The sequence below is a fragment of the Paenibacillus tritici genome, assembly GCF_018207515.1.
Taxonomy (GTDB): Bacteria; Bacillota; Bacilli; order Paenibacillales; family Paenibacillaceae; genus Paenibacillus_AQ; species Paenibacillus_AQ tritici.
In genome coordinates this window covers 1,464,655-1,488,279 of the sequence record NZ_CP073365.1, presented here as the reverse complement: position 1 = coordinate 1,488,279, position 23,625 = coordinate 1,464,655, and the positions used below count along the sequence as shown (strand labels likewise).

Annotated in this window: 22 protein-coding genes; 8 read left to right on the top strand and 14 right to left on the bottom strand. The window is 53.5% G+C overall.

Annotated features, from left to right (window positions below):
• The first annotated feature begins 83 nt into the window (after positions 1-83).
• Positions 84-1,664 (top strand): oleate hydratase, encoded by a 1,581-nt coding sequence (locus KDC22_RS06395; protein WP_211722440.1) that lies wholly within the window; start codon positions 84-86, stop codon positions 1,662-1,664.
• Positions 1,665-1,851: 187 nt separating this feature from the next.
• Here KDC22_RS06395 and KDC22_RS06390 read toward each other — a convergent pair whose 3' ends face one another.
• The gene (locus KDC22_RS06390; RefSeq protein ID WP_211722439.1) at positions 1,852-2,574 is read right to left on the bottom strand and encodes a DsbA family oxidoreductase; all 723 of its coding nucleotides are present in this window, start codon (positions 2,572-2,574) and stop codon (positions 1,852-1,854) included.
• Positions 2,575-2,827: 253 nt separating this feature from the next.
• Here KDC22_RS06390 and KDC22_RS06385 point away from each other — a divergent pair, with 253 nt between their 5' ends.
• On the top strand, positions 2,828-3,760 hold the full coding sequence (locus tag KDC22_RS06385) for a glycosyltransferase family 2 protein (RefSeq protein ID WP_211722438.1): 933 nt from the start codon (positions 2,828-2,830) through the stop codon (positions 3,758-3,760).
• Positions 3,761-3,767: 7 nt separating this feature from the next.
• On the opposite strand, the gene KDC22_RS06380 is transcribed toward KDC22_RS06385, so the two are convergent.
• Both KDC22_RS06380 and KDC22_RS06375 read right to left on the bottom strand, forming a co-directional pair.
• On the bottom strand, positions 3,768-5,426 hold the full coding sequence (locus KDC22_RS06380; protein WP_211723912.1) for an SGNH/GDSL hydrolase family protein: 1,659 nt from the start codon (positions 5,424-5,426) through the stop codon (positions 3,768-3,770).
• 114 nt (positions 5,427-5,540) lie between these two features.
• Positions 5,541-6,113, bottom strand: a complete 573-nt coding sequence (locus KDC22_RS06375; protein WP_211722437.1) for a TetR/AcrR family transcriptional regulator — start codon at positions 6,111-6,113, stop codon at positions 5,541-5,543.
• 436 nt (positions 6,114-6,549) lie between these two features.
• Here KDC22_RS06375 and KDC22_RS06370 point away from each other — a divergent pair, with 436 nt between their 5' ends.
• The 4 genes from KDC22_RS06370 to KDC22_RS06355 all read left to right on the top strand — a co-directional run bounded on the left by KDC22_RS06370 (position 6,550) and on the right by KDC22_RS06355 (position 11,434).
• Positions 6,550-7,686, top strand: coding sequence for an FAD:protein FMN transferase (locus tag KDC22_RS06370; RefSeq protein WP_211722436.1), 1,137 nt, complete (start codon positions 6,550-6,552; stop codon positions 7,684-7,686).
• Between the two features lie 144 nt (positions 7,687-7,830).
• A complete protein-coding gene (locus KDC22_RS06365) occupies positions 7,831-9,252 on the top strand; it encodes a spore germination protein (RefSeq protein ID WP_211722435.1) in 1,422 nt (473 codons plus the stop codon).
• Between the two features lie 9 nt (positions 9,253-9,261).
• Positions 9,262-10,344 (top strand): GerAB/ArcD/ProY family transporter, encoded by a 1,083-nt coding sequence (locus KDC22_RS06360; protein WP_211722434.1) that lies wholly within the window; start codon positions 9,262-9,264, stop codon positions 10,342-10,344.
• Positions 10,337-11,434 carry a Ger(x)C family spore germination protein gene (locus tag KDC22_RS06355; protein ID WP_211722433.1) on the top strand — a complete coding sequence of 366 codons (1,098 nt, stop codon included), beginning with the start codon at positions 10,337-10,339 and terminating at the stop codon, positions 11,432-11,434. The genes KDC22_RS06360 and KDC22_RS06355 overlap by 8 nt, the downstream gene beginning before the upstream one ends.
• 8 nt (positions 11,435-11,442) lie before the next feature.
• Here the strand turns inward: KDC22_RS06355 and KDC22_RS06350 are convergent, their stop codons facing one another.
• From KDC22_RS06350 to KDC22_RS06315, 8 genes are all read right to left on the bottom strand, one after another.
• A complete protein-coding gene (locus KDC22_RS06350) occupies positions 11,443-12,156 on the bottom strand; it encodes an HAD family hydrolase (RefSeq protein WP_211722432.1) in 714 nt (237 codons plus the stop codon).
• Positions 12,157-12,177: 21 nt separating this feature from the next.
• Positions 12,178-12,639 (bottom strand): GNAT family N-acetyltransferase, encoded by a 462-nt coding sequence (locus KDC22_RS06345; protein ID WP_211722431.1) that lies wholly within the window; start codon positions 12,637-12,639, stop codon positions 12,178-12,180.
• A gap of 20 nt (positions 12,640-12,659) precedes the next feature.
• Positions 12,660-13,166, bottom strand: coding sequence for a metallophosphoesterase family protein (locus KDC22_RS06340; RefSeq protein ID WP_076242427.1), 507 nt, complete (start codon positions 13,164-13,166; stop codon positions 12,660-12,662).
• 250 nt (positions 13,167-13,416) lie between these two features.
• On the bottom strand, positions 13,417-14,625 hold the full coding sequence (locus KDC22_RS06335; protein ID WP_211722430.1) for an anti-sigma factor: 1,209 nt from the start codon (positions 14,623-14,625) through the stop codon (positions 13,417-13,419).
• On the bottom strand, positions 14,618-15,121 hold the full coding sequence (locus tag KDC22_RS06330; RefSeq protein WP_211722429.1) for a sigma-70 family RNA polymerase sigma factor: 504 nt from the start codon (positions 15,119-15,121) through the stop codon (positions 14,618-14,620). The genes KDC22_RS06335 and KDC22_RS06330 overlap by 8 nt, the downstream gene beginning before the upstream one ends.
• 475 nt (positions 15,122-15,596) lie before the next feature.
• Positions 15,597-16,883, bottom strand: coding sequence for an AAA family ATPase (locus KDC22_RS06325; protein WP_173130299.1), 1,287 nt, complete (start codon positions 16,881-16,883; stop codon positions 15,597-15,599).
• 2 nt (positions 16,884-16,885) lie between these two features.
• Entirely contained in the window at positions 16,886-18,325 is a 1,440-nt protein-coding gene (locus KDC22_RS06320) for an RtcB family protein (protein WP_246553326.1), read from the bottom strand.
• A gap of 403 nt (positions 18,326-18,728) precedes the next feature.
• Entirely contained in the window at positions 18,729-18,989 is a 261-nt protein-coding gene (locus KDC22_RS06315; RefSeq protein ID WP_211722428.1) for a YqkE family protein, read from the bottom strand.
• A 91-nt stretch (positions 18,990-19,080) separates the two neighbouring features.
• Here KDC22_RS06315 and KDC22_RS06310 point away from each other — a divergent pair, with 91 nt between their 5' ends.
• Entirely contained in the window at positions 19,081-19,434 is a 354-nt protein-coding gene (locus KDC22_RS06310) for a winged helix-turn-helix transcriptional regulator (RefSeq protein ID WP_173130291.1), read from the top strand.
• 38 nt (positions 19,435-19,472) lie between these two features.
• Here the strand turns inward: KDC22_RS06310 and KDC22_RS06305 are convergent, their stop codons facing one another.
• The 3 genes from KDC22_RS06305 to KDC22_RS06295 all read right to left on the bottom strand — a co-directional run bounded on the left by KDC22_RS06305 (position 19,473) and on the right by KDC22_RS06295 (position 22,255).
• Entirely contained in the window at positions 19,473-19,976 is a 504-nt protein-coding gene (locus KDC22_RS06305; protein ID WP_211722427.1) for a GNAT family N-acetyltransferase, read from the bottom strand.
• Positions 19,977-20,041: 65 nt separating this feature from the next.
• Positions 20,042-20,884, bottom strand: a complete 843-nt coding sequence (locus KDC22_RS06300; RefSeq protein WP_211722426.1) for an SDR family oxidoreductase — start codon at positions 20,882-20,884, stop codon at positions 20,042-20,044.
• Between the two features lie 138 nt (positions 20,885-21,022).
• Entirely contained in the window at positions 21,023-22,255 is a 1,233-nt protein-coding gene (locus tag KDC22_RS06295) for a PQQ-dependent sugar dehydrogenase (protein ID WP_246553324.1), read from the bottom strand.
• Positions 22,256-22,426: 171 nt separating this feature from the next.
• Here KDC22_RS06295 and KDC22_RS06290 point away from each other — a divergent pair, with 171 nt between their 5' ends.
• Positions 22,427-23,521 (top strand): M24 family metallopeptidase, encoded by a 1,095-nt coding sequence (locus tag KDC22_RS06290; protein WP_211722425.1) that lies wholly within the window; start codon positions 22,427-22,429, stop codon positions 23,519-23,521.
• Positions 23,522-23,625 lie beyond the last annotated feature (104 nt).

Below are 23,625 nucleotides of genomic sequence, written 5' to 3'. Positions count from 1 at the left end.
CTTTGATCATACCCTCCGGGCCGTGACAGGATTACACTCGGTTCAGGTCCAGTATTCAAGCAAACCTATGGAGGCGGTAATCAGTGAACAAAGAGTACGGTAACGAGCAGGTATATTTCGTAGGCGGTGGCATTGCATCCCTTGCGGGTGCGGCCTATCTGGTTAGAGACTGCAATTTTCCCGGACAGAACATTCACATTATTGAAGAGATGAAGATCCTTGGCGGCAGCAATGACGGAGCCGGTGATGCACAGCATGGGTATGTCATTCGCGGCGGCCGGATGCTGAACGATGAGACCTATGAGAACCTGTGGGAGCTATTAAGTACCATTCCGTCCATTGATCAGCCGGGGCTGACGCTACGGGAAGAAATCGTTCAATTCGACGAATCCAATCCAACCCGCGGCCAGGCCCGGCTGATTGACAGCGCAGGCGTGGTTCAGGACGTCACCTCTATGGGCTTCGATATGGCAGACCGCCTGACTCTGGGCAAGCTGATCATTACGCCGGAGCCAGCCTTGGGCACCTTGCGGATTAACGACTGGTTCGGCCCGCATTTCTTCACCACTAACTTCTGGTACATGTGGGCGACCACCTTCGCCTTCCAGCCTTGGCATAGTGCGGTTGAGTTCAAACGTTATATGCTGCGCTTCATGCACGAGTTCCCTAGAATTCAAACACTTGAAGGCGTAACCCGCACCCCATACAACCAGTATGATTCCATCATTCTGCCGCTGCATCAATATCTGGAGCCGCTGGGCGTAGACTTCACCTTGAAATGTACGGTAACTGATCTGGAATTCAAAGAAGGCGACGGCATTACTGTAACAGCGATGAAGGTCGTCCGCGCTGGCGTGGAGGACATGATCCAGGTTCATGAAGGCGACCGCGTCATTGTGACCAACGGCTCGATGACCGAAGGCTCCAGCCTCGGGTCCATGACCTCTGCTCCCGGGATGAACGGTAAGGGCAGCTCATGGAAGCTGTGGGAGACGATCGCCGCGAAGAAGCCGGGTCTCGGCAATCCCTCCTCCTTCGACGATCATGTGGATGAATCCAAATGGGAATCCTTCACGGTGACCTTCCAGGACTCTAAGTTCTTCGACCTTATGGAGAAGTTCACCCGCAACCGGGCCGGAACCGGCGCACTCGTCACCTTCAAGGATTCCAGCTGGCTGATGTCTGTCGTGCTGGCCTTCCAGCCGCATTTCCGCAACCAACCGGAGCATGTCAGGGTCTTCTGGGGATATGGCCTGTACCCGGACAGGGTCGGCGATTATGTGCACAAAAAAATGTGCGACTGTACCGGCGAGGAGATTATGGAGGAGCTGATCGGACATCTGCACTTCGAGGCGCATAAGGAAGAGATCATGGCTACCGCCAACTGTATTCCCTGCATGATGCCGTACATCACCTCCCAGTTCATGCCGCGCCTGAACAGCGACCGGCCGCAGGTGGTGCCTGAAGGCTCAACCAATCTGGCCTTTATCGGCCAATACTGCGAAATCCCGGACGATATCGTTTTCACGGAAGAGTATTCTGTCCGCGCCGCCCGAATCGCCGTCTACACCCTGTTTGGCCTGAACCGTCCGGTGGAACCGATCAATGCGTACCAGCATGATGTGCGCACCTTGTTCTCCAGTCTGGTGACTTCGTTCCGGTAACAGACCGGAAGTGTGTTCGGTTTTTCGATTACATTCAGCCTACGCGGCGCACCCAGTCCAATTGTGTTCGGTTTTTCGCTCAAGGGGAGTGGTTCCTGTACAAAAATCAAACCCCCGCTGCATGAATTACATGCGGCGGGGGTTTGATGCATCCATTCGTTGTGTTCTCCACTGCATCTGACCGCAATCAGATACTGCAGGAGCCGTCATCGCAGCCGTCCGCAGCAGCAGCCTTGGACTCCGGCTTACCAACTACCTGAAGCACAGGTGTATTCTGCTCCTCGGCCCACACGGTGTCCAGCACTTCAGTGAATACCGGACCCGGCTGGGCACCGGACACCGCATATTTATTGTTGAAGACAAAGAAGGGCACGCCGGTAATATTCAACTGCTGGGCTTGCTCAATATCGGCATGAACCTTATCACCATAAGCCTCACTGTCCAGCACGGCGGTAACCTTAGCCTGATCCAGTCCAACCTCGGCAGCCAGCTCAGCCAGCACCTTGCGGTCACCCAGATTCAGAGAATCGGTGAAATATGCACGCAGCAGCCGTTCGGTCATTTGCGGAGCTTTGCCTTCCGTTGCCGCATAGTGGCTCAAACGGTGGGCATCGAAGGTATTCGTTGAACGAATCGTATCGAAATTGAATTCCAGCCCTACTCCCTGCGCTTGTTCTCCAAGCTGTTCGTTCATAGCCTTCGCCTTGTCGCGGGTCATGCCATATTTGCCGGCCAGCAGCTCGTGGATATCTCTCGTCTCATCGGTGCGGGCATTCGGGTCCAGCTGGAAGCTGCGGTACACTACCTCCACCTTGTCACGGCCCGGGAATTGGCTCAGCGCATGCTCCAGCCGTCTTTTGCCGATATAGCAGAACGGGCAGGCATAATCGGACCATATATCAATTCTCATGGAAATTCCTCCTGAAGGGTTTTATTAATTTCTTTCGTGCTTCTTATACGCTTACTATTATATAGTTATAAACCGAAAATTACAAACAAACTTTCCGAATGCCTGTATCCTCAGTTCCGGCGAGCGTTCAGGATAAAAGTAAACCAAAGAGGTATATACGTCCGGCACACGGGGCGGGTAAAATTAGAGCAGCTACGATTGTATCTCTAATTAAAAGCGGACGGTCTAACGCGTCCCGAAAGGAGTCAGCGGCATGCATGACCTGTCTATAGTCATTCCCACACGCAACCGGATCAGCGATCTGACCCTCTGCATTGAATCCATCGGCGGGCAGACCGGGCTGGAGGATGTCTCCATCGAACTGCTGATTGTGGACGACGGCGAGATCGAAGAGCATGTGCTGGATTATTTCCGCAAGGTGCTCGGGCGTCTGCCTGATGCGGAGCTGCGTTATTACCGCAAAACCAAACCCGGCGTCTGGCTCTCCCGCTATGAAGCCCTCGGTCTCATCGACGGTGAGATTCTGCTCAGCTTCGATGACGATGCAGAGCTGGACGATCCGCTCTATATCCGCCGGATGCTGGATACCTATGACTCAGACCCGTCCATTGTCGGGGTCGGCGGGATCGCCAAGGGTCTCTCCAGCAGTAAGTCCGGCAAGCTGCTCGGCAGACTGACCTGTCAAATGTCGGCTTCCCCAGGCAGACTGTCGGCAAGCACGCTGGCCGGTTCCCTGTTGCTGTGGGGGGAGACCGAGAATATATTCGAGACGGATTTCTTCCACGGCTGCAATATGTCCTTCCGTACTTCGGCGCTGCAGGATATGAAGCCCTATCCATGGATGACCAGCTATGCAGTGGCGGACGACATCTATATGTGCCATCTGGCCAGCAGATACGGTAAGCTGGTTATTAACCCGGAGATGAAGATCCTCCACCATGAATCCCCCAGCTCCCGTGACAAGGCAGGCCGGGTGGCCCGGGCTACCGCAGTCAATCATTATTATCTGCTTAATCTGCGCAAAGCACCCGTTAAGAATTATGCGGCTCTGCTCTGGACTCTGACCTATCTGACGGGAAAAGCTACCCTGAAACGGAATTTCAATGCCGTCTCAGGCTATGCCAGCGGAATTCTGTTCGTACTCAATCCCCGCAAGGACAAATACAGGGAATTCATGCTTGATTAGTTAATCCTCATGCTGTATAACCGAAGCCCAGAATGGTGAAGCATTTGTCCTGATCCCCAGGCGCCATTCTGATCTCGACTACATGCTCCCGGCTCTGTTCATTCTGATATAGAATCACCGCGTTGCAGTGTGTCCAGCTATTCACATGCGGATCAGCGGTCAGGACCCGCTTGCCGTCAACCCAGACCTCCGCTTTGCCAAAATCAGGGCTGCCCGAATCCTTGAAGACCAGGATCAGGTTCTTGCTGGCCAGCGTCAGCCTGAAGCCGGCCTCACCTGAGGACGCCGTGTGCAGCCAATTATGCGGAAATTGCGGGGTGCCGAAGTGATCGGCATCCATCTCCACCTGCTGCAGATCCTCATCCGTTCCGTGGAAGCCGCCTGCTGCAATCTCAATCAAGGCAGCCTCAGTACTCAGATCACTCTTGCGGTCCAGCAGCCGGATGCGGGCAAAATCATGACCAAACACCGGTAACCCAGCCGTCCAATCCTCTTCCTCGCTTCTAAGCGACCGGCTGGTCTCAGCGAACAGGTAACCCAGAGCATCCGCCATTACCCGGTGCCCGTCATTCGTAGGATGGTAGATATCGTAGAAAAATTGCCGTTTTGAGATGATATTCCCTTCTGCCTTGCTGAGCCGGAACTGCCCGGTCACCGCATCTTTGATGCTGACCATCGGGAGATTATAGCGCCTGCCCACAGGAGAGAGCCGTTCCTGCAGGTTCCAGTCATTCACAAATACACTGAACAGCAGGATTACGGCAGGCTGGTTCGGGGCGGACAGGATTTTGAGGCACAGGCTCTCGAAGCAGTTGCCCTTCGTCTCATCCCCCTCGTCATTCACTGCAAACTCCACGATTACGATATCCGGTGCTACAGCGCCATCCTTCAGCACATCCCGCTCATAGCGGATCACCCCAAGCTCGGAGGGCGTTCCGCCAACCCCGGCCTTGACGAAATGGATGTTCTCTCCTCCACCCTTGCTGAACAGCTCCTTAAATCTCAGGTAAGACTGATAGGCATAACATTCAGTATGGATCGGCTTAGCACCGGCCCCCTGAGTGATGGACCCGCCAATATAGGCAATAGTCACATTCTCGCCGTTCGCCGCCTTGTCTATAGCCTTCTTCAGCCGCCGGTTATTGCCGGTATGCAGCAGAGACTTGGCAATCATCTCACGGTACGGCTGGGAGTCGAAGTCAACCCGAGGTTCCGCTGTAAGCTCAGGCGCAGTATACCCGTCATTCAGATAGAGGACAATGCTCGCCGTTGCCAGCTCCCCTTCGCCGCCAAATTCAAAGGCATATTTGCCGGGAGCCGTATCCTCCTCAGACCAGGCGATCTCATCCAGTACCAGCAGCACCTCTGTGCCATCCCCCGGACAGACGACGCGGTGCTGTGTTCCTGTCTCATATTTGCTGGTTCTGCCCCAATTCTGCATAAGAAAGGAGACCTCTTCCCCTTCTCTTGCGGTCTTCACGGACACTCCGATGCTATGCACCAATTGGCGGAAGCCGGCCCAGGTTGTGAGCATCGCCAGCATCTGTTCATCCGTAACCCCGCCTATGTACCTGGCCTTATCAATAAGATAGTTCCCTTCCAGATAGACCTCCTCCGAAGGCTTGCCTTCCGCCCTGGCGGTCGCCTCTATCGCTGTTTCAAACATGACGAAGAAGCCGTCCCGCCGCTGCACCGGATCTTTGGGAGCTGCCGGCCCCTCCTGACTGTTAAGTTCATTGCTGCTGTTGTACTCCTCCACTTCGCTCACCCTCCTCTCATGTTATTGCAGAATTCCGGTTGAAATGAACAGAATCATATGCTCTTTGATCCGGTCCTGGTCCAGCGGGTCATGGGATTTATTCCATTCTGTGGTCAGAGCCAGGTACATACGCAGAATCATAAATGCGGCAACACTGGAATCGCAGGACTTCACTTCTCCGCTGCCGATAGCCGCCTCAATCTGCTGCTGGAGGAACTCCAGCGCGTATTCTTCCATCCGCTTAACCCCTTCTAGTGCCTGGGCCGTACCGATATCCCGCACCTCCTGGGCCAGCTTCACGAACAGCTCATGATCTGAACGGAATTCCAGAATGGAATCCAGCAGATTGAGCAGCTTATGGACAAAGGTTGTTTGCTCCGCAGCTACACGGCTCATCACCGACCTTAATTCGGAGGTAGCCTTGTCCAGAATTTCCTCGAACAGTTCTTCTTTTGTTTTGAAAAAGGTATAAATCGTACCTTTGCCCACATTGGCGATTCTGGATACCTGATCCATAGTCGTAGCTTTATAGCCAAATTGTACAAAGGACAAGGTTGCTGCCTGCAGGATCAACGCCTTGCGGTCAATGGACATGGGTGAAGCTCCTTTCCTATCGGGTTCAGCTATTAATTATATAAGACACACTTAAGTTTTGAACTTGAAGCTTCATCGTCACTGCGGTGAACATTTGGACTTTCGGCCGCAGTTGTCCCCAGATTTCTTGATTTATTCCGCTCTTCGCGGTGGAAATCCGGTGACAAAGGCGGTCGCTACCGCTCCTACAGTTCCAAATTTCCCCTCCGCTTCTTTTGCTTTTTGTTTATTTCTTCAGTGCTTCTTATATAGGTACCAGCAATTTACCATGTCAACGGGAAGAAGACAATATTCCCAGACAATATTCTACCTGCTGCTCCCTCCCTGCAAGCGGCTCTTCTGCACAAAATGTCATCAAATGAGTATCCATTGTCATTCTTTCTGGGGTATGATAGTAAAGATGCAACCACGAAACTAATTGTATGGATGGTGGAATATGTCTGAAATCAAAAAAACATCTAAGAACAAAAAAACCGTTGTCATTCTGGCCGTTCTCGTCCTTGTTATCGCTGCGGCTGTGGTAATCTGGCTTACCCTGGGCAACAAGGGGGAAGACAGCCCGGCTGCTACGGCAACCCCTGGCGGCGCAACGGCCTCTAAGGATGGCGATACGAAGTCCCTGGAACAGACGTTTTATATTTATGGTACGGTCGTGAATATCAAGGTGTTCGGCGATACGGTAGCGCAGAAGAATATGGATGATATCCAGGCCATGCTGGAACGGATGGACACGGAGTTCAGCCGTACCAAGAAGGACGGGGAATTATACGCTGTGAATCAGGCAGCCGGTAAGGAAGCCGTTGCCGTGTCCGATGAAACACTGGATATTGTGAAGCTCTCCCTTAAATACGCCGAAGAAATGGACGGGCTGTACGATCCGACGGTCGGACCGCTTGTAGATCTCTGGGCAATCGGCGAAGGCGGGGAACATGTGCCCGATCAGGCTGCCATTGATAAGGCCCGGAGCCTGACCAACTACAAGGATGTTATTGTAGATGAGGCTGCGAAGACCGTTAAGCTGGCCAAAGAAGGCATGGTGCTGGATATGGGCGGAATCGGCAAAGGTTATGCGGCTGACCGGATCGCAGACTATCTTAAGGCTGAAGGCCTGAACAGCGCGATGATCAATCTCGGGGGCAGCAGCATTATCGCCCTTGGCAACAAGCCCAATGGCTCTCCGTGGAATATCGGCCTGCAGGACCCCGATCAGAGCCGCGGCAGCCAGCTGGGAACCATTAAGGTTACCGATGAGGTGGTTGACGCGTCAGGGGTATATGAGCGCTTCTTCCTGCAGGACGGGGTACGTTACCATCATATCCTGGACCCGCGTACAGGCTTCCCTTCCCAGAACGGACTCAAGAGCATTACTATTATGAGTCCGAATGCAACCGATGCGGACGCTCTGTCTACCGGCGTGTTCCTGATGGGCCTTGAAGACGGCATGAAGTATCTTGAAGCACTGCCGGAGAAGGTCGATGCCTTCTTCATCACAGATGACAATAAGATTTATGCCACCGCCGCTCTCAAAGAACGACTGAATCTAACCGATCCGACGTACAGCTTCGCGAATTAGCACTCTAAAAACAAACAGAAAGCAGCGATTCTCCAATAACGGGGATCGCTGCTTTTTAACGTTTGTGTATTTCATCCTGCCTATAATAGCCTTGGAATATTTGGGGATACTACCTTAGATAATTACGATTGGGGGCTGCTTGATATGGGAAGAGATCAGAAAACGACACCGTCTTTACAGCACATCCTTCAGGAATTTGACCAATGTGCTGATCTATCCCGGCGGAACTTTCCGGAGATACGGGTCGATATCGTCTATTTCCCTCATTTGGTAAGCAGCAAGCTTCTTACGGATGAAATTCTGGAACCTTTTGCAAGGCCACAAGGCGAAAAGATAGAACAACTGCTGGAACAATCACAATTTGTTTTTCAGGCGGATGTTAAAAAGGTAGTGGTTGGCATACTGGGGGGCAGTGTGGCCATTTTCCATATGGATCAGGTCTATATGTTTGACGCTTACGGGCCTGAAACCCGGAGCTTAGCGCAATCCGAAACGGAGACTATTATTACCGGACCCCATGATTCTTTTGTGGAATCCGCCAGTACGAATCTGTCTCTAATCCGGCGGAGGATCAAAAGTTCGCATTTAAAAGTGATCCGCTGCTCTGTCGGGGAGATCTCCAAAACTGATGTGTATATCCTCTATATTAAAGGAATTGCTAATCTGGAGTACGTGGAAGAGCTGCAGCAACGGATTCAAAGAATAGAGATTGATGCGATCAATGAAGGTGCGATGTTAAGCCAATTCATTGAAGATAACCCCAACTCGGTATTCCCGCAATTTCTGACTACAGAGCGGCCGGATTCTGCTGAATCCAAATTGGAGGGCGGCAAAATCATTACAATTATTGATAACAGCCCTACTGCTATCAGTGCTCCAGCTTCTTTCTTTGAATTCTTCTCTTCCCCCGATGATTATTATCAGCGCTGGGCTTTGGGAACGGCACTAAGACTGTTAAGATATTCGGCTCTGCTTATAACGATCATATTCACAGCGATGTACGTGTCCATAACCACTTATCATTATGAGATGATTCCGGAAGCCTTGCTACGGACCCTGGCTGAATCCAGAACCAGAGTTCCGTTCCCCCCTGTATACGAAGCGTTGCTTATGGAAACCATGATTGAGCTGTTAAGAGAGGCTGGAGCGCGTCTTCCGACCAAAATCGGACAAACCATCGGTATTGTAGGCGGGATCGTGATCGGACAAGCCGCGGTCCAAGCCGGATTAACCAGCAATATCCTGATTATTGCCGTAGCTTCTTCAGCGATTGCGTCATTTGTGATTCCCAGCTATATGATGAGCGCTTCCATCCGGCTGGTTCGTTTCGGGCTCATTATCCTAGCTGGAATATGGGGAAATATGGGGTTGTCGATGGGAGTAGCATTGCTTATCATCCATCTCTCGAGCCTTACCAGTCTCGGCTCTTCTTACTTATCCCCTGTTGCACCTATGAAAGGTACAGATTGGAAGGATGTATTCATCCGCGCTCCGTTTGCACTGCTCAAGACCCGTCCGTCCCAGACCCGGACACCTAATACTATCAGGCAGAAAATGAGAAAGTAGGAAATTGTGATGGCCGAGAAACTGACTCCCTTTCATATCACCATCCTGGTGTACATGACCCAATCGGGGATCATTATATTCACGTTGCCCCGCCAGCTGGCTGAGTATTTCGGGACAAACGGTTGGCTGTTTATGGTTCCGTGCTTTGTGATCTCTTCTCTAAATATCTACCTGATTTCTTTGGTGTACCATATGGGTAAGGGACGGTCTATATTCTTAATCCTGGAACAGTCTATCTCCAAAGTGGTGCTGTATCCGCTATATATAGGATTGTCATCTGTGTGGTTAATCTTCGGATGTATGATTGGCAAAAAATACGTGCTGCTCTTTCAAATGATCTCTTTTCCGACGACCAATCCAATGATCTTCAAGCTGGCCATAGACCTGCTGGCTTTATTGCTGCTTACGAAAGGGATTTATACCATCTCCAAAGCTACGACAGTTTTTTTCTGGGTCACCATTTGGATGTATCTATTATTGCTGGGATTTATACCTAACTTCCAGTGGGTCCGGCTGACCCCCTTTATTTTCAAGGAAGGTCACGATATGGTACGGGGGGGACTGGATATCTATACAGCGTTCCTCGGGTATGAATTGTCTCTGTTGTACCTCCCTTATATGGATCATAAGAAAAAATCTATGCGCGGTGTCTATGCGGGGAATACGATTTTAAGTGTGGCATATATCAGCTTTGCCTTCATTTGCTTCGGATTCTTCAGCCTGGGCCAATTAAAAAAACTGCTCTATCCCCTGCTGGATTTACTGGCCTTCATTCAGTTCCCCTTTGTTGAACGGCTGGAGAATCTGCTATATGGATTCTTTCTGTTCCTTATTCTTGTTACTGTTGTCATGTATTGGTGGGCGGCGGCAGAATCAGTGCAGAGAATTCTTCCCCGCGCAAATATTTCTATCCTGTGCAGCATTCTGGTTGGAATTTCTTTTGTCGTTTCCTATATACCCACAACTCTGGACCAGGTTAGTACCTGGATTATGTATCTGAGTTATGCTGCTACCGGAATCGCCTTCGGCCTGCCTCTGCTGCTGGTAGTTCTGCTGCTTGTTCAAAGAAAACGGAGGAATTCATATGCGTAAGCTGTCGGCTGTGATTGTTCTCATGTTCCTGTTAAGCGGTTGTAAAAGTGATGAAAGAATTCTGGAGCGTCTGGGAATGGTACAGACCTCAAGCTATGATCTGAGTGAGGATCAAAGGCTTAAAGTGACCTCCAGCATTCCAGTTGTTAATCCGGAATCCGAAAGCCGAAGAGAGTTATTGTTGGTAGAGGCGGATAGCATCAAAGAAGCAAGGCTGCTATTTTCCCGGAAAACCGAATTATTTGTGGTGAGCGGACAACTCAGGAATGTTCTATTTGGCTTGAATCTAACCAAAGCGGGACTCGGAGACTATGTAGATACTCTTATGAGAGATCCATCGGTAGCCCTTGGGGTTAGGGTATCCGTTGTTGACGGGGATGCGGGTACACTGCTATCCAAGAATTACAAACAGCATGCGGACACCGGGCAGTATGTTGACCATCTTCTGGAAAAAGAAGGCGGCAGCAATAGTATTCCTCAAATTACTTTGTATGAGTTCTCCAGGGATTATAATGACGATGGTATTGATCCCATTGCCCCGATCATTAAAGAGACGGAAGACCATGTGGCTATTGAAGGAATTGCCTGCTTTGAGAAAGACCGCTACCGCATGAAAATCCCTGCCGCAGACGGCATGATCTTTGCTCTTCTCCGGGGCGGTCTCAAACAAGGGGAGGTGGCACTTAATCTGGGTGAAGATGGGGGCCGTAAGCGTATAGTTATGTTCAGCTCTCTGGTCAGCCAGCGTAAACTTAAGGTCATCCGGTCGGAGAACCCTCCGTTCAGAGTAAAGATCAATGTCCAAATTCAAGGTTCTGTTCTGGAGTATACCGGAAGCCTCAGACTTCAGAATAAGGCAGAACGCCAAGAGCTGGAGCATGAAATCTCTGCCAAATTGTCTTCCGAGGGAAATCAGATAATCCGGAATTTACAGCAGCACCACGTAGACAGTCTGGGCATCGGACAGTATGTAAGGAACAGTCTTTCGCACAGAGCATGGAAGGGTACCGACTGGAGCAAAGTGTATCCTTCGATTGAGATTGAATTCCATCCCAAGGTAATCATTAAAGACTATGGAAAGTATAATTAAGGCCAGGCTCACACCAGCGGCAGCTCACTGAACTCCTTATAATTGGTGAAAATATAGCTCGGTGTATGATCCGTACCCGGCTTCCGCCCGCGCGGATTATACCAGCAGACCTTCCAGCCGGCCGCAAGCGCACCCACTACGTCATTCGCCCAGGTGTCGCCTACATAGAGGCTGTTCTCCGGCGTGGTTCCCGTCATCTGATTGACATGGGCGAAGATCGCCGGGTCCGGCTTGGCCAGGCCGACAGCGTCCGAGATGAAGATCATCTCCGGCGGAATGAGCTTGTCGATGCCCAGCCCGCGCAGCTTGCCCGTCTGGTGCTCCAGCGGGCCGTTGGTGATAATGCCTACCGGGTGTCCCAGGCTAATGAACCGTTGAAGCTGCTCCGCCACACCCTCGATCATCTCAATCGTATACTGGCGGGCAATATAGGAAGCCTGTATCCGCACAGCCTGCTCCCGGGTCAGGGGCAAGCCATACTCGGCAAAAGCCAGCTCCAGCCGCATCACCCGCGTCTCCTCCAGCTCAAGCTCCCCGCTCAGATACTTCGGCCACAGCAGGTCACTATGATGCCGTACGGTATAGAACAGCTCCGCGTAATCCAGCTTGTCCTCATCAGGTGCCAGCACCTCACGAACGGCTTCCCTGAACGGGACCAGATGGTCGTACAGCGTATCATCCAGATCAAAAAACACAGCCAGCTTGTTGCTTGTCTCTACCACGTTAACTCTCCTAACTAGGCTTCAGAAATATAAATGATAAGTGAAAAAACTCTCGTCCCGCACATAACCCTGGGCTTCGTACAGGCGCTGTGCAGCGGTATTGGTGGTCATTGTAGACAGCGTCAGGCCTTTGGCACCGGTTCCCTGTGCGAATCCCTTCACGCCTTCAAGCAGCAGTGAGCCAAGTCCCTGTCCGCGCTGCTCCTTCGTTACGAACAGATCGTTCAGAATCCATACCGGCTGGACCGAGATGGAAGAGAAGGAGGGGTATAGCTGGGCCAGGCCATAAGTGCGGCGTTCTGCACCCTCACCGGCAACGGCCATAAAAATAACGGATTCCTCATTCTGCAGCCTCGCCGCCAGGAACTCCCGGGCAGCCTCCGGGTCCGGAGCCTGCCCATAAAAGCTGCGGTATTCGTCAAAGAGTGGAGCAAGCTCCTCTACATCTGCAAGCTCCGCCCGTTCAAAACGGTAATTTAACATAACTGCTCCCCTGCTTTCCCTTAGTCTCTCGAATCGTAAAAGACATGACGGGCTGTAATCTTCCCGTCTTCAATGTCCATCAGACCGAAGGAATACTGCTTCTCCCGGCGTTTGTCCGTAGGAGAGCCGGGGTTGAACAGCAGAATACCATTCTCCCGGCGCATCAGCGGCTGATGGGAGTGGCCGAAGAGAATACAGTCCACCTCCTGGCCTTCAAAGGCCAGCAGCGCATTTCCATCCGTCCCCTTACGGGAATATGGCGCATGTCCGTGAATCATCCCGATACGCATACCCTCCAGCGTAACGATCTTGCTCTCTCCGAAGCGCTGAATGATCTCATAGCCGTCGTTGTTGCCGGCAATTCCCTCTACCGGAGCAAGCCCGGCCAGTAGATCGTATATCTCCAGCGATACCCAATCGCCCAGATGCAGAATCATATCCACCTTGCTGAATTCTTCCATAAGCACGGAGGGCAGCCCCTTGGCCCTGCTTGAGAGATGTGTATCCGATACCACGCCTACCTTCATCTGCATCCACTCCCCATTCCTATTGTCATCCTACCCGGCATTTCAAAAAACACAATGGCCGAGAAGCGCTGTAAACTGCGACTCTCAGCCATTTCATGTTCAGATCCCAAGTTTACGTCCTATAATTGTACGATGTGCAGGGGGGAGAAGCAAGCGGAGTCCAGGCCCTCCCTATGCGCAGTCTCCGGGCGGCGCTTCCTACTCCTACTCCTACTCCTACTCCTACTCCATATTCCCAGCTCCCTCTTCCTCATTCCTGCCAGTTCCACAGCCGCACTTCCCCTACCTGCATATGGCTGACCCATGAAGCCTCGCGCAGCTTCAGCAGCTCCTTGACCGGTCCGGTGACAACGGTTCCGTAGAGCTTAACCCCATTCTGTTCCAGATAGGCCAGAGAGGTGTCTAACTGATTGATATGCACCGCTCTGCCAGCCAGTGTCTGATGCTGCTGAAGCAGCTTAAGCGTCTTGATAAAGTTGGCATCCCGCAACTCGCCGCTACCGTATTCTTCAACGGAAGGCGATACGCTGCTATAGGAGGATACCGAGCTGAACCAGCCTGTCTTGGTAGTGGTAACTTCGGATTTCTTCATATCGTCCTTGTGCCACATAGGCTGATAAGGGAAGCCAAGCGGATATACGACCACATCATTCTCCCTCGTTGAAGATCCGGCATCTGCTCCGAACCAGACCGGCTGAAGATTCAGCGGCTCCAGCTGCTTCAGCAGCTCATCTGTAGTATATAAATGGTCCAGCGACAGATACGCCTCGGCAACCGTACCTTCAGGAAGCTTCTCCAGCCTCTTCCACTGGTCGCTGTTATCCCCTCTCCCGGCCGTGCCCTTCGCAGACGGATAATAAAAAATATTCCCGGACCCATTCCGCTCATCCGTCCAGTTAAACTCCCCAGGATTGCCTCTTCCCAGAAAGAGGTTCTGGGTATAGCTGCCCACCTGAATGCTCTCGCTGCCCACCTGCCTCAGCAGATTCCCGGTTAACTCCAGGCGAAAAAAATAATGCGCATTCGATGAAAGCCTTACCGTCGTATTGGGACGGGTAACGGCAATCGCCGATGACACTACATCACTGTAAGTGTCCCCACGGTCTCCGGTGTTGTAGAAGACCGTTGTGATAATGCTGCTAATGACCGTAAAGATCAGAAGCGCAGAAAATACAGTAAACGTGTTGGTGATCCGTGCTTTCCATTTGCCCCGGCGAATAATAGACTTTTCTCTTCGCTTCGCCTTCCTCTTCGCCTTCTTGGGCCCTGGAGCTGCCCCTCCTTCCGGGTCCGCCTTGGTCCACCGTCCGCTGGTCTGCTCCTCCCGCTCCATCTGCTCCTCCAGATACTGCTGATACGCTTCGAGCTTCGCCAGCTCACTCTCCAGCTCCTCGCGCTCTTCCTCCGGAAGGGTACCTTCGCTGTATTGGCGCAGCTTCTCTTTGAATTCCTCACTCATGCTCATTCCTCCTCCGCTCCGCCTCACGCAGCTTCTGCCTGGCGCGGAATACCAGTATCTTGTATTGGGACAGGCCCACATCCATAATGTCTGCGGCTTCCTTGTAACTCAGCCCGTGATAATCATGCAGCAGCAGCGCATGGCGCTGTCCTTCCGGCAGAAGACTAAGCGCAAGGGCCGCTTCCTCCCAGCGTTCCTGACGCAGCAAGGTCCCCTCTGTCGTGTCCGGATGAGCCATACGGCTGAAGTACCCGGCTTCCTTGGACACACTCCGCTTCTCCTTGCGCTTGTAATCCACAAAAGCATTGTAAGCCACGCGGAACAGCCACGGCTTAATCTTCTCTTCCCGGCAATCCTCCAGATACAGATAAGCGCGGTAAAAGGTCTCCTGCATCAAATCTTCGGCCGCATGGTGGTCCTGGCAGAGGGAGCGCAGATAGCGGTAGATGTCCGCAACATAATTTTCGTATACCTCATCCAGCGAATTCGGCTCCATCTCCTCCCCCCTTACTCCATCCACGTATGAGAACGCCAAAAGTTACACTTCTGCAGGAAATTCCCCGTATCCACGCCGTTGCTGAGGGGACAGAGGGGAAGCTGAGTTTGTTAACGGATGACCTAAGTGGAATTAGCACATCTAATTTGGCGCCAAAGTTCCACTTATAGGTAGCAGTTGGAAAAACAACACTTAATCGGTCCGATTTCAGCTGAATTCAGGGTATTCGGTGGATGAAGTGGACTTTTTCCAACTGCTCACTCACAACTCTCCGTTTCAGCAGAATTAAGTGCCTTTTTTCCAACTAAGCCAGCAGTCCTGGCAGCCCCTAAATAAGGAGTAAGCTTCGCCTCCCCCAAACACATGAACTCTTATCCTTCCAGGAAAAAGGGAGCCTCAAGGCTCCCTCCGGTACAGCTTCGTATTCAGTTCAGTCCCTGCCGCGAGCGCATAGGGACTATCTCCAGCCGACTAATCAATAGAATCCGATACTGGACGAAGCATCCTTCATCCATTCCCGTTTGCGGCCCTTGTCCAGCTCGCCGCGCATCCCCCGCACCAGCGACTCCACCTCAGCCGTGCCGTTCTCATGCCATTCCAGTGCCGCACTGACATACAGCTCCCCCAGCTGGGTCAGGGAGAAATCTCCGGTCAGGCGCGCAGCCGTGGCCGTGCCTTCTTCTCCGACGAAGGCGGAGAAGCCTCTGAGCTGGAGGTATTCAAGGCGCAGCGCCTCGCTCGGCATCTTAATCTCATAAGCCCGGTCGAAGCGCCCGGCGCGGTTCATGAGGCCGGGGTCGATTTTATCCGGGTAATTGGTGGTGCCGATCAGGAAGATGCCCTCCTTGGAGGTGGCCCCGTCCAGCGTGTTCAGGAAAAAGGAGCGGACCTCCTGCGGCATAGAATCAATATCCTCAATCACCAGCACCATCGGTGCCAGCCGGGCCGCAGCCTCGAACACCTCATTCACCGATTCACTGCTCGTATACTCCGTAATCTGCCAGTAGAGCACAGGTCCCGGAACGCTTCCGGCAATGGATTTGACCAGCGTAGTCTTGCCGTTGCCCGGATGTCCGTAGAGCAGAATCCCCCGTTTATACGGGATGTCATAGGTCACATAGAAGCTGCGGTCGCTATCAAAAAACTGGTCGAGTGAGCGGTAGATCTCTTTTTTGATACCGGCATCCAAAATCACCTCTTCCCGCCTTACAGCACGCGTAATCGGTTCATCCTCACGGGAGATCCCGTTCCGTCTGTCGGTGAACACCGTCACCTTGTTGATATTCTGCTCCCGCTGCCGGTTGCGCACATTGCCAAGGAAGAACTGAAGCTGCGCATCGGATGCGGCGAATACATAATCCTGAAAGTTAATGCCGTTCTCCTGAAACACCGGCACCCGTGCCAGCGCTACGCCCATGGCCGGATAAGCCAGCACATTATTGCGGACCGACAGATGGATATGGTACTCCGGCTGCTCCTTCTCATCATCGAACACGAATGTCCGGTCCTCCAGGCGGTCAAAAATCCGCGCCACATGCTCCACTCCGGCATTCCCGCTCTGCACATCGTTCTCCAGCAGCTTCCAGTACTCACTGTTGGGATCATCGCTGGCATACAGCTCATAACGGACGCCGTAACGGGTGTGAAGGGCTTCAAGTATACCGTCTACCAGGCGCGCGTATACCTCATAACCTTTGATGATTCCGGCACTGTCCTCATGATATTCATAGATCACAGCTGGCTTCTTATTCTCCTGCTCCATCTTTATTTCGTCCCCTTTATCGCTGCGAGCGGCTTGCATTTGGCCACAACGGCAGCCAGGCCGGCGCCCGTAACGCTTTCTATGATCTCATCTACATTCTTATAGGCCTGGGGAGATTCGTCAATGATAGATTCCAGGGAATGCTGATTCACTACAATCTCATCTGCCGTACCCACCTTCATCGACCGGGAAAATTCATGGACAGACACCAGCCGCTTCGTTGCCGAGCGGGAACGGATACGTCCGGCTCCATGGCAGATTGAATAATAATTCTCTTCTCCTCCGGGCTGGCCGACCATGATGTAGGAAGCAGTGCCCATCGAGCCTGGAATCAGCGCCGGATGCCCGGTCGCCGCATAAGCCTTCGGGTTATCTGCATGGTCTGCGGGCAAGGCGCGGGTCGCCCCTTTGCGGTGCACGAACTTGGTGCCCGAGGAAGTCTCCTCTTCCCAGGCATAATTGTGCATCAGATCGTAGAGGGTACGCAGCTCGCACTTCGTACCGAAGACGTCACGGAAGCCTTCACGTACACCATAAGCGATCAGATGGCGGTTAACCACCGCATAGTTCAGCGCCGAGTACATGAGATTAACATAACGCCGGGCCTGCGGATGTGCCAGAGGCGCATAGATCAGGCGCGGGTCGGCACTGCCCAGTCCAAGCTGGCCCATGACCTTGGCGAAGGCCGGGGTACAGAACTGATTGACCATACCTCCCCAGGCCCGGGAGCCGGAGTGGATCATCACGGCAATCTGCCCGTCCTTCAGTCCCCACGCTTCAGCGACCTCACGCTGCTCCTCAGCGATCTCAATCGCCTGAATCTCGACGAAATGGTTGCCGCCGCCAAGCGTGCCGAGCTGGCGGTGGCCGCGGTGCCAGGCCATATCCGGCAGCTCATTCAGGATCTCGTCATCGAAGGCCAGCTTGCTGATCTCCACATGGGACAGCGCGCTTGATTTCTTCGGGGTGTAGCTGTCCGGCACATATTTGTTCGGCAGGCCATGCAGTCCCTTGCGGACAATATTCTCCAGCCGGATATCGCTGTAATGGCCGCGCTGCTGGGCCTCCATCGGCAGATACTTCTCAATCGCACGGACCAGCTTCCGGCGCAGCTTCACTTCACGCAGATCATCCATATGGAGATTGGTCAGATGCACACGCATCCCGCAGCCGATATCGCTGCCCACGATGGACGGCGACACATAGCCGGACGCGGCATCCCAGACCGCAGTAGTTCCGATGCAGGTTCCGACGCCTACATGCACATCGGGCGTATAGCTCATATATTCAATACCCGGAATCTGCAGATTGTTGTTGGCCATTTCCAGGACCTTGTAATCCAGTGAGCCGAATAATTGCTCGCTGGCGTAGACCTTAAGGTCGCCGCCCGGAAGGGCTACCTCATGTTTGTAGCGGGACATCTCCCCCGCTTGGGGTGTCATGTTATTCATCTATTTGTTCATTTCCTCTCAGGTTGGGTTTCTGGTTTGGTTCCATAGGGGGTTCAGTAAATTTCGAGTTTCAGGGTACACAAAAAAGAGCCGCAGATCAGATTCTGATCCTGCGGCTCCCGGCGTGCAAGGTGCAGCTTCCCGTTGAAGCTTGCACCCGTTCAAAGCACACCCGTATTCAGTTCAGACATCAGAAGCAGTACCCTGCGCATTATGTCTTCCGGACGAAGGCGATGAGATCAGATCGTACATATGCGGTTGTCAGGTGATCCTGCTGTCTGTTCCGTTCATTTGTTCCAATCATGACCTGTCAGCCTCCCTTCTCTAAATGATAAACCCAATAATATATGGCCTTGCAGCAGATTGTCAACCCTTATTTTGGTAAAGAATGATTTTACTTAAATTTGGACCAGTCCTGGTTGCTGTTCTCCAGCAGGTGGCCGAAATCATTCTCCAGCCGTTTCTGCTCAGCCTTGCGCTTATCCTCGACTGCCTTTAGGGCAGCCTCCTTCTTGTCCCGTTCTTCAACCTTGAGCGCATCGGACTGCGCCTTTAGCTTCTCCAGCACCTCGCCGCTCAGCATATCCTTCAGGGTTGCCGGGGCATCCGTTGCCGCAGGGCGCGGGGCCGGTGTATTCTTCTTCTTTTTAGCCAAGGGAAATCATCCTTTCATGGTGTTCTTTTCGGGCAATTTTGTTTTAGGCATAGGTCTTTTCGTTTATAATGTACAGTAAGAGGTGAGCCTAATGAAATCCACAGACTTATGTCCAAGGTTACAAAAAAGCATGGATATTATCGGCAGACGCTGGACGGGCTTAATCATCTATCAGCTTTTGCAGGGCCCCCAGCGCTTCGGGGAAATTGAGTCCTCGCTTCCTGTCAGCGGCAGGCTGCTGTCCGAACGGCTGAAGGAGCTGGAGCAGGAGGGCATCGTGCTGCGCGAGGTGTTCCCTGAGACCCCTGTCCGCATCCAGTATTCGCTCACAGGCAAAGGCCGGGCGCTGGAATCGGTCATCCGCGATCTGCAGGACTGGTCGGAATCCTGGATCACTGAAGAGGAATGTCAGCCCGCCTCCACCGCTCCTCCGCAGCCTCAATAAGCATACCTTGTGTCTGCGTGCGATAGCCTGCTATACCTTCACAGCTTGCGGCCTATAATCACGAGGTCACGCGGGATACCATCCAGCACGGCGACTCCCGGCAGCAGGCCCCACTCCTCGAACCCGAACTTCCGCAGCAGGGCCAGACTCGGCTCATTATGGCCAAAGACAAAGCCGACGAGGTTCTGAAGGCCCAGACGCGGACATTCCTCAACCGCCTTAGCCAGCAGAATACTTCCGGCGCCGCTGCCGCGGAACTTCTCGCTCACATAGACGCTGATCTCTGCTGTTCCATTGTAAGCCGGGCGTCCATAGAACGACTGGAAGCTGAACCAGGCCGCAATCTCGCTGCCCTGTCTTAGTACCCAGAGCGGCCGGTGCTGGCTGCTATGCTCATGGAACCATCCCACCCGCTCCTCCACGCTGACCGGTTCAAGATCCGCAGTTACCACTCTTCCGGCAACCGTCGAATTATAGATCTCCACAATCTCCCCCAAATCCTCAATTGCTGCATCCTCTATGCTGTAAGCCTGCCAATCCATGCTATGATTCCTCCTCAAAGTGATGTGACTATATTAAGATGCACTTAGTTTTGAACTTGAAGCTTTTAGTCAAGCCCTGTTTGCTCCAGACTCCATTTCCACAAGCGTGCAGCGTCATCTGCATTCTTCGCCCGTGGCGTTAATTCCTTAAGCTTGCGGCGGTAATAATAGTGTCCGCTGACTGCGCTCAGCTCCGGTGCGGTCGCCAGATAAATCGCTGTGTCCGCGCCCTGCTCAGGGGTGAGGAAGAAGTATGACAGCAGCTTCAGCACGCCGCGGCCAAAGCCCGTCTCCCGGTTCACACCAATACTCGTCCCTACCGCGCCGGGATGCAGACAGTTCACAGTAACCCTGGTGTCCTGCAGGCGTGAAGCCAGCTCGCGGGTGAACAGAATGTTAGCCAGCTTGGAACGGGCGTATGCCTTGGCCGGATTGAAGCCACGGGATAACGTGTGATCCTCCAGATGCAGCCTGCCCATCTTGAACGCACCCGAAGCAACTACTACAATCCGTCCCTGTTCAGCGGCCTTCAGGCTATCCAGCAGCAGATCGGTCAGCAGGAAATGCCCCAGATGGTTGACACCCAGATCCAGCTCGTATCCATCGGCTGTCAGCTCACGCTTGAGCGAGACCACACCTGCATTATTGATCAGAACATCAAGCACAGGGTATTCGGCGGTGAATTCATCGGCAAAAGCACGGATGCTTGCGAATGAAGCGAGATCGCACAGCATCAGCCGGATCTTGCCGGAGCCGCTCTGCCGCACCGCTTCTTCAAGAGCCTCTTCGCCCCGCTTGCGGCTGCGGCAGGCCATAATCACGCTTGCTCCCCTGCGGGCCATATCTACTGCTGTAGCCAGCCCCATCCCGGAATTCGCACCGGTGATCAGTACAGTTTGTCCTTGCATGGACTTCTTCCCCTCTCTCGCGGGCAGCTTGGCTATGATACCGCCCCCCCTATCCGAGTGTATGCGCTAAGCTAATGTTACATCATTTCTGAGGGTTAAAATAGTCCCGTGAATCCAGCAGTTCACCGCAAGCCTTCCTCACTTCCAGTTCGGCCGCAGCGCAATCAGCTTATCATCCTGCGCATCCGCGTTCCCCCGGCCATCACGGTTGTTCGTCATAAGGTACAGCGTACCATCCGGCCCTTCCGCCACATTGCGGATTCTTCCGTATTTCTCCTTGAACAAGCTTGTGACAGCAGGCTTACCGCCTGAAGAGGACAGCGATACCCGCAAGACTTGCTGCCCTGCTAGAGTAGCAACCAGCAGTTCACCGGACCAGGGCCCCTGTGTAATGAAGGTGATGCCTGACGGGGCCCAGGTCTCATCCCCGCTGTGTGCCAGCGGAGCTATAAGCTTCGGCTCGCCATCCCCGGTCTCATCGCCCTCAATAAGCGGCCAGCCGTAGTTGGCTCCGGCCTCAATGACGTTAAGCTCATCATGACTGGATTGACCATGCTCAGAGCTGAAGAGCATCCTGCTCTCCGGCTGCCAGGCCAGTCCCTGCGGATTGCGGTGGCCCTTACTGTAGACCGGCGATCCGGGCCACGGGTTATCTTCCGGGATGGAGCCTGCGGTGGTGATCCGCAGAACTTTGCCGCCCAGGCTGGTCTGATCCTGCGCAAGCTCCGGCTCGTAGCGATCCCCTGCGGTGACATATAAATTCCCGTCCGGCCCGATCTTGATCCGTCCGCCGTTATGATTGGTATCGCCCGGGATGTGATCCAGCAGCACCCGGCTGATCTCTGCTATGCTGCTTCCAATCTTGATCCGCAGCACCCGGTTCGCCGTCCCGCCCTCTTCCGTCCGGTAAGTATGGTATACATACGCGAATCCGTTACGTTCAAATTCAGGATCAAGCGCCAGGCCCAGCAGTCCGCCTTCGCCCTTGCTCATAAATGGAGCAGGGAACTCTAGCAGCGGAGTCTCTTGCACCTTGCCGTTCTCGATCACCCGCAGGCTGCCCGGCCGTTCGGTGAAGAAGATCCGCCCGTCCGGCGCGAACGCCATCTCCCATGGAACATCCAGTCCATTGGCGAGTGTATGGGCCGTATAGGGAAGCTCTGGGGATACCGTCCGCTCCGGTTCAGCAGAATCCTCCGGCGTGACCGCCGCCGGTGCTTCCGTTACCGGAGTGCCCCCGGTTGCAGCGGGAGCTCCGCCAGGCTCAGCGTCAGTATTAGTGGTGCAGGCTGACAGCAGGCCCATCAGCAGAATCAGTGTTCCGCGCAGCAGAGTTATATTTGAGAGCATTCTTTTTCCCGTTCGAGACATGTTCATAACCTCCTGCAAGTCTATTATAGATAGAGTGGCAACTATTACCCGGCGCCCCTCTCCCTCAAACGCCTGATCCTGCGGGTCCCCGGGATGTGCAGGCTCCCTGATTATGAATTATAATGGGAGCATTGCTGTTGATAGCGTGTAGATGAAAGGGGAACTATTGAAATGAATGTAGCTCTGCAGACTCTGGAGCAGGACATGGCAGCCGAAAGCCTGGATGCCCTGCTCGTAACCGATCCCAAGCATGTATACTATTTGACGGGCTTCGCCAGCAACCCGCATGAACGTTTCCTGGGCCTGCTGCTGATCCGCAGCGAGGAGCCGGTGCTGATCGTTCCGGCGCTGGACGCCGAAGCGGCGCAGGCTGCCTCCTCGGTGAAGACGATTCTGACGCATAGCGATACGGACAATCCCTACGCCCTGCTGAAGTCACGCTTCGGCAATGGAAGTCCGGGCAGCTTCGGTATCGAGAAGGAACACTTCTCCGTCAGCCGGTATGAGCTGCTGGCCGAATCCGTCGCTGCCGGTTCATATCTTGATATCGGCCACCTGCTCCGCGCGATGCGCGCAATCAAGACACCGGAGGAGGTCCGCATCATGCGGCATGCCGCCGAGCTGGTGGAGGAGGTTCTCCGCCGCGGCCTGTCGCATGTCAAAGACGGAATCAGCGAGATTGAACTGGTTGCCGAGCTTGAATATCTGATGAAAAAAGTGGGCGCCTCCGGCCCCTCCTTCGACACCATGGTGCTGTCCGGCCCGAACACGGCCCTGCCGCATGGCGTCCCGGGGGAACGCCTCATTCAGCCGGGCGATCTGCTTATGTTCGATCTGGGAGTCTATGCCTCAGGCTACGCCTCTGACATCACCCGGACCTTCGCGGTGGGAGAAGTGGACAGCCGGCTGCAGGATATTTACAACGCTGTGCTGGCGGCCAATGAAGCCGGTATTGCCGCCTCCGTGGCCGGAGCGACCTTCGGTTCTGTCGACCAGGCGGCGCGGGATGTGATTGAAGCCGCCGGTTACGGCCAATACTTCATGCACCGTGTCGGTCATGGGCTTGGCATGGACACCCATGAATATCCTTCGCTGCATGGGCTGAATACGGATGTCATCCAGAACGGCAACGTGTTCACGGTAGAACCGGGAATTTATGTCCCGAATCTGGGCGGTGTGCGCATTGAGGATGATGTGCTGGTTACAGCAGAAGGCCCGCAGACTCTGACCAGCTTCCCCAAAGAATGGACTGTGCTGAACCTGTAAGTGATCAGGTGAAAGCTATAACTTATATTTTAACAAAAACCCCAGCCGCCCGGGAGATCCGGGGGCTGGGGTTTTATAATGAGAGGCTCTTCTATTACAACATG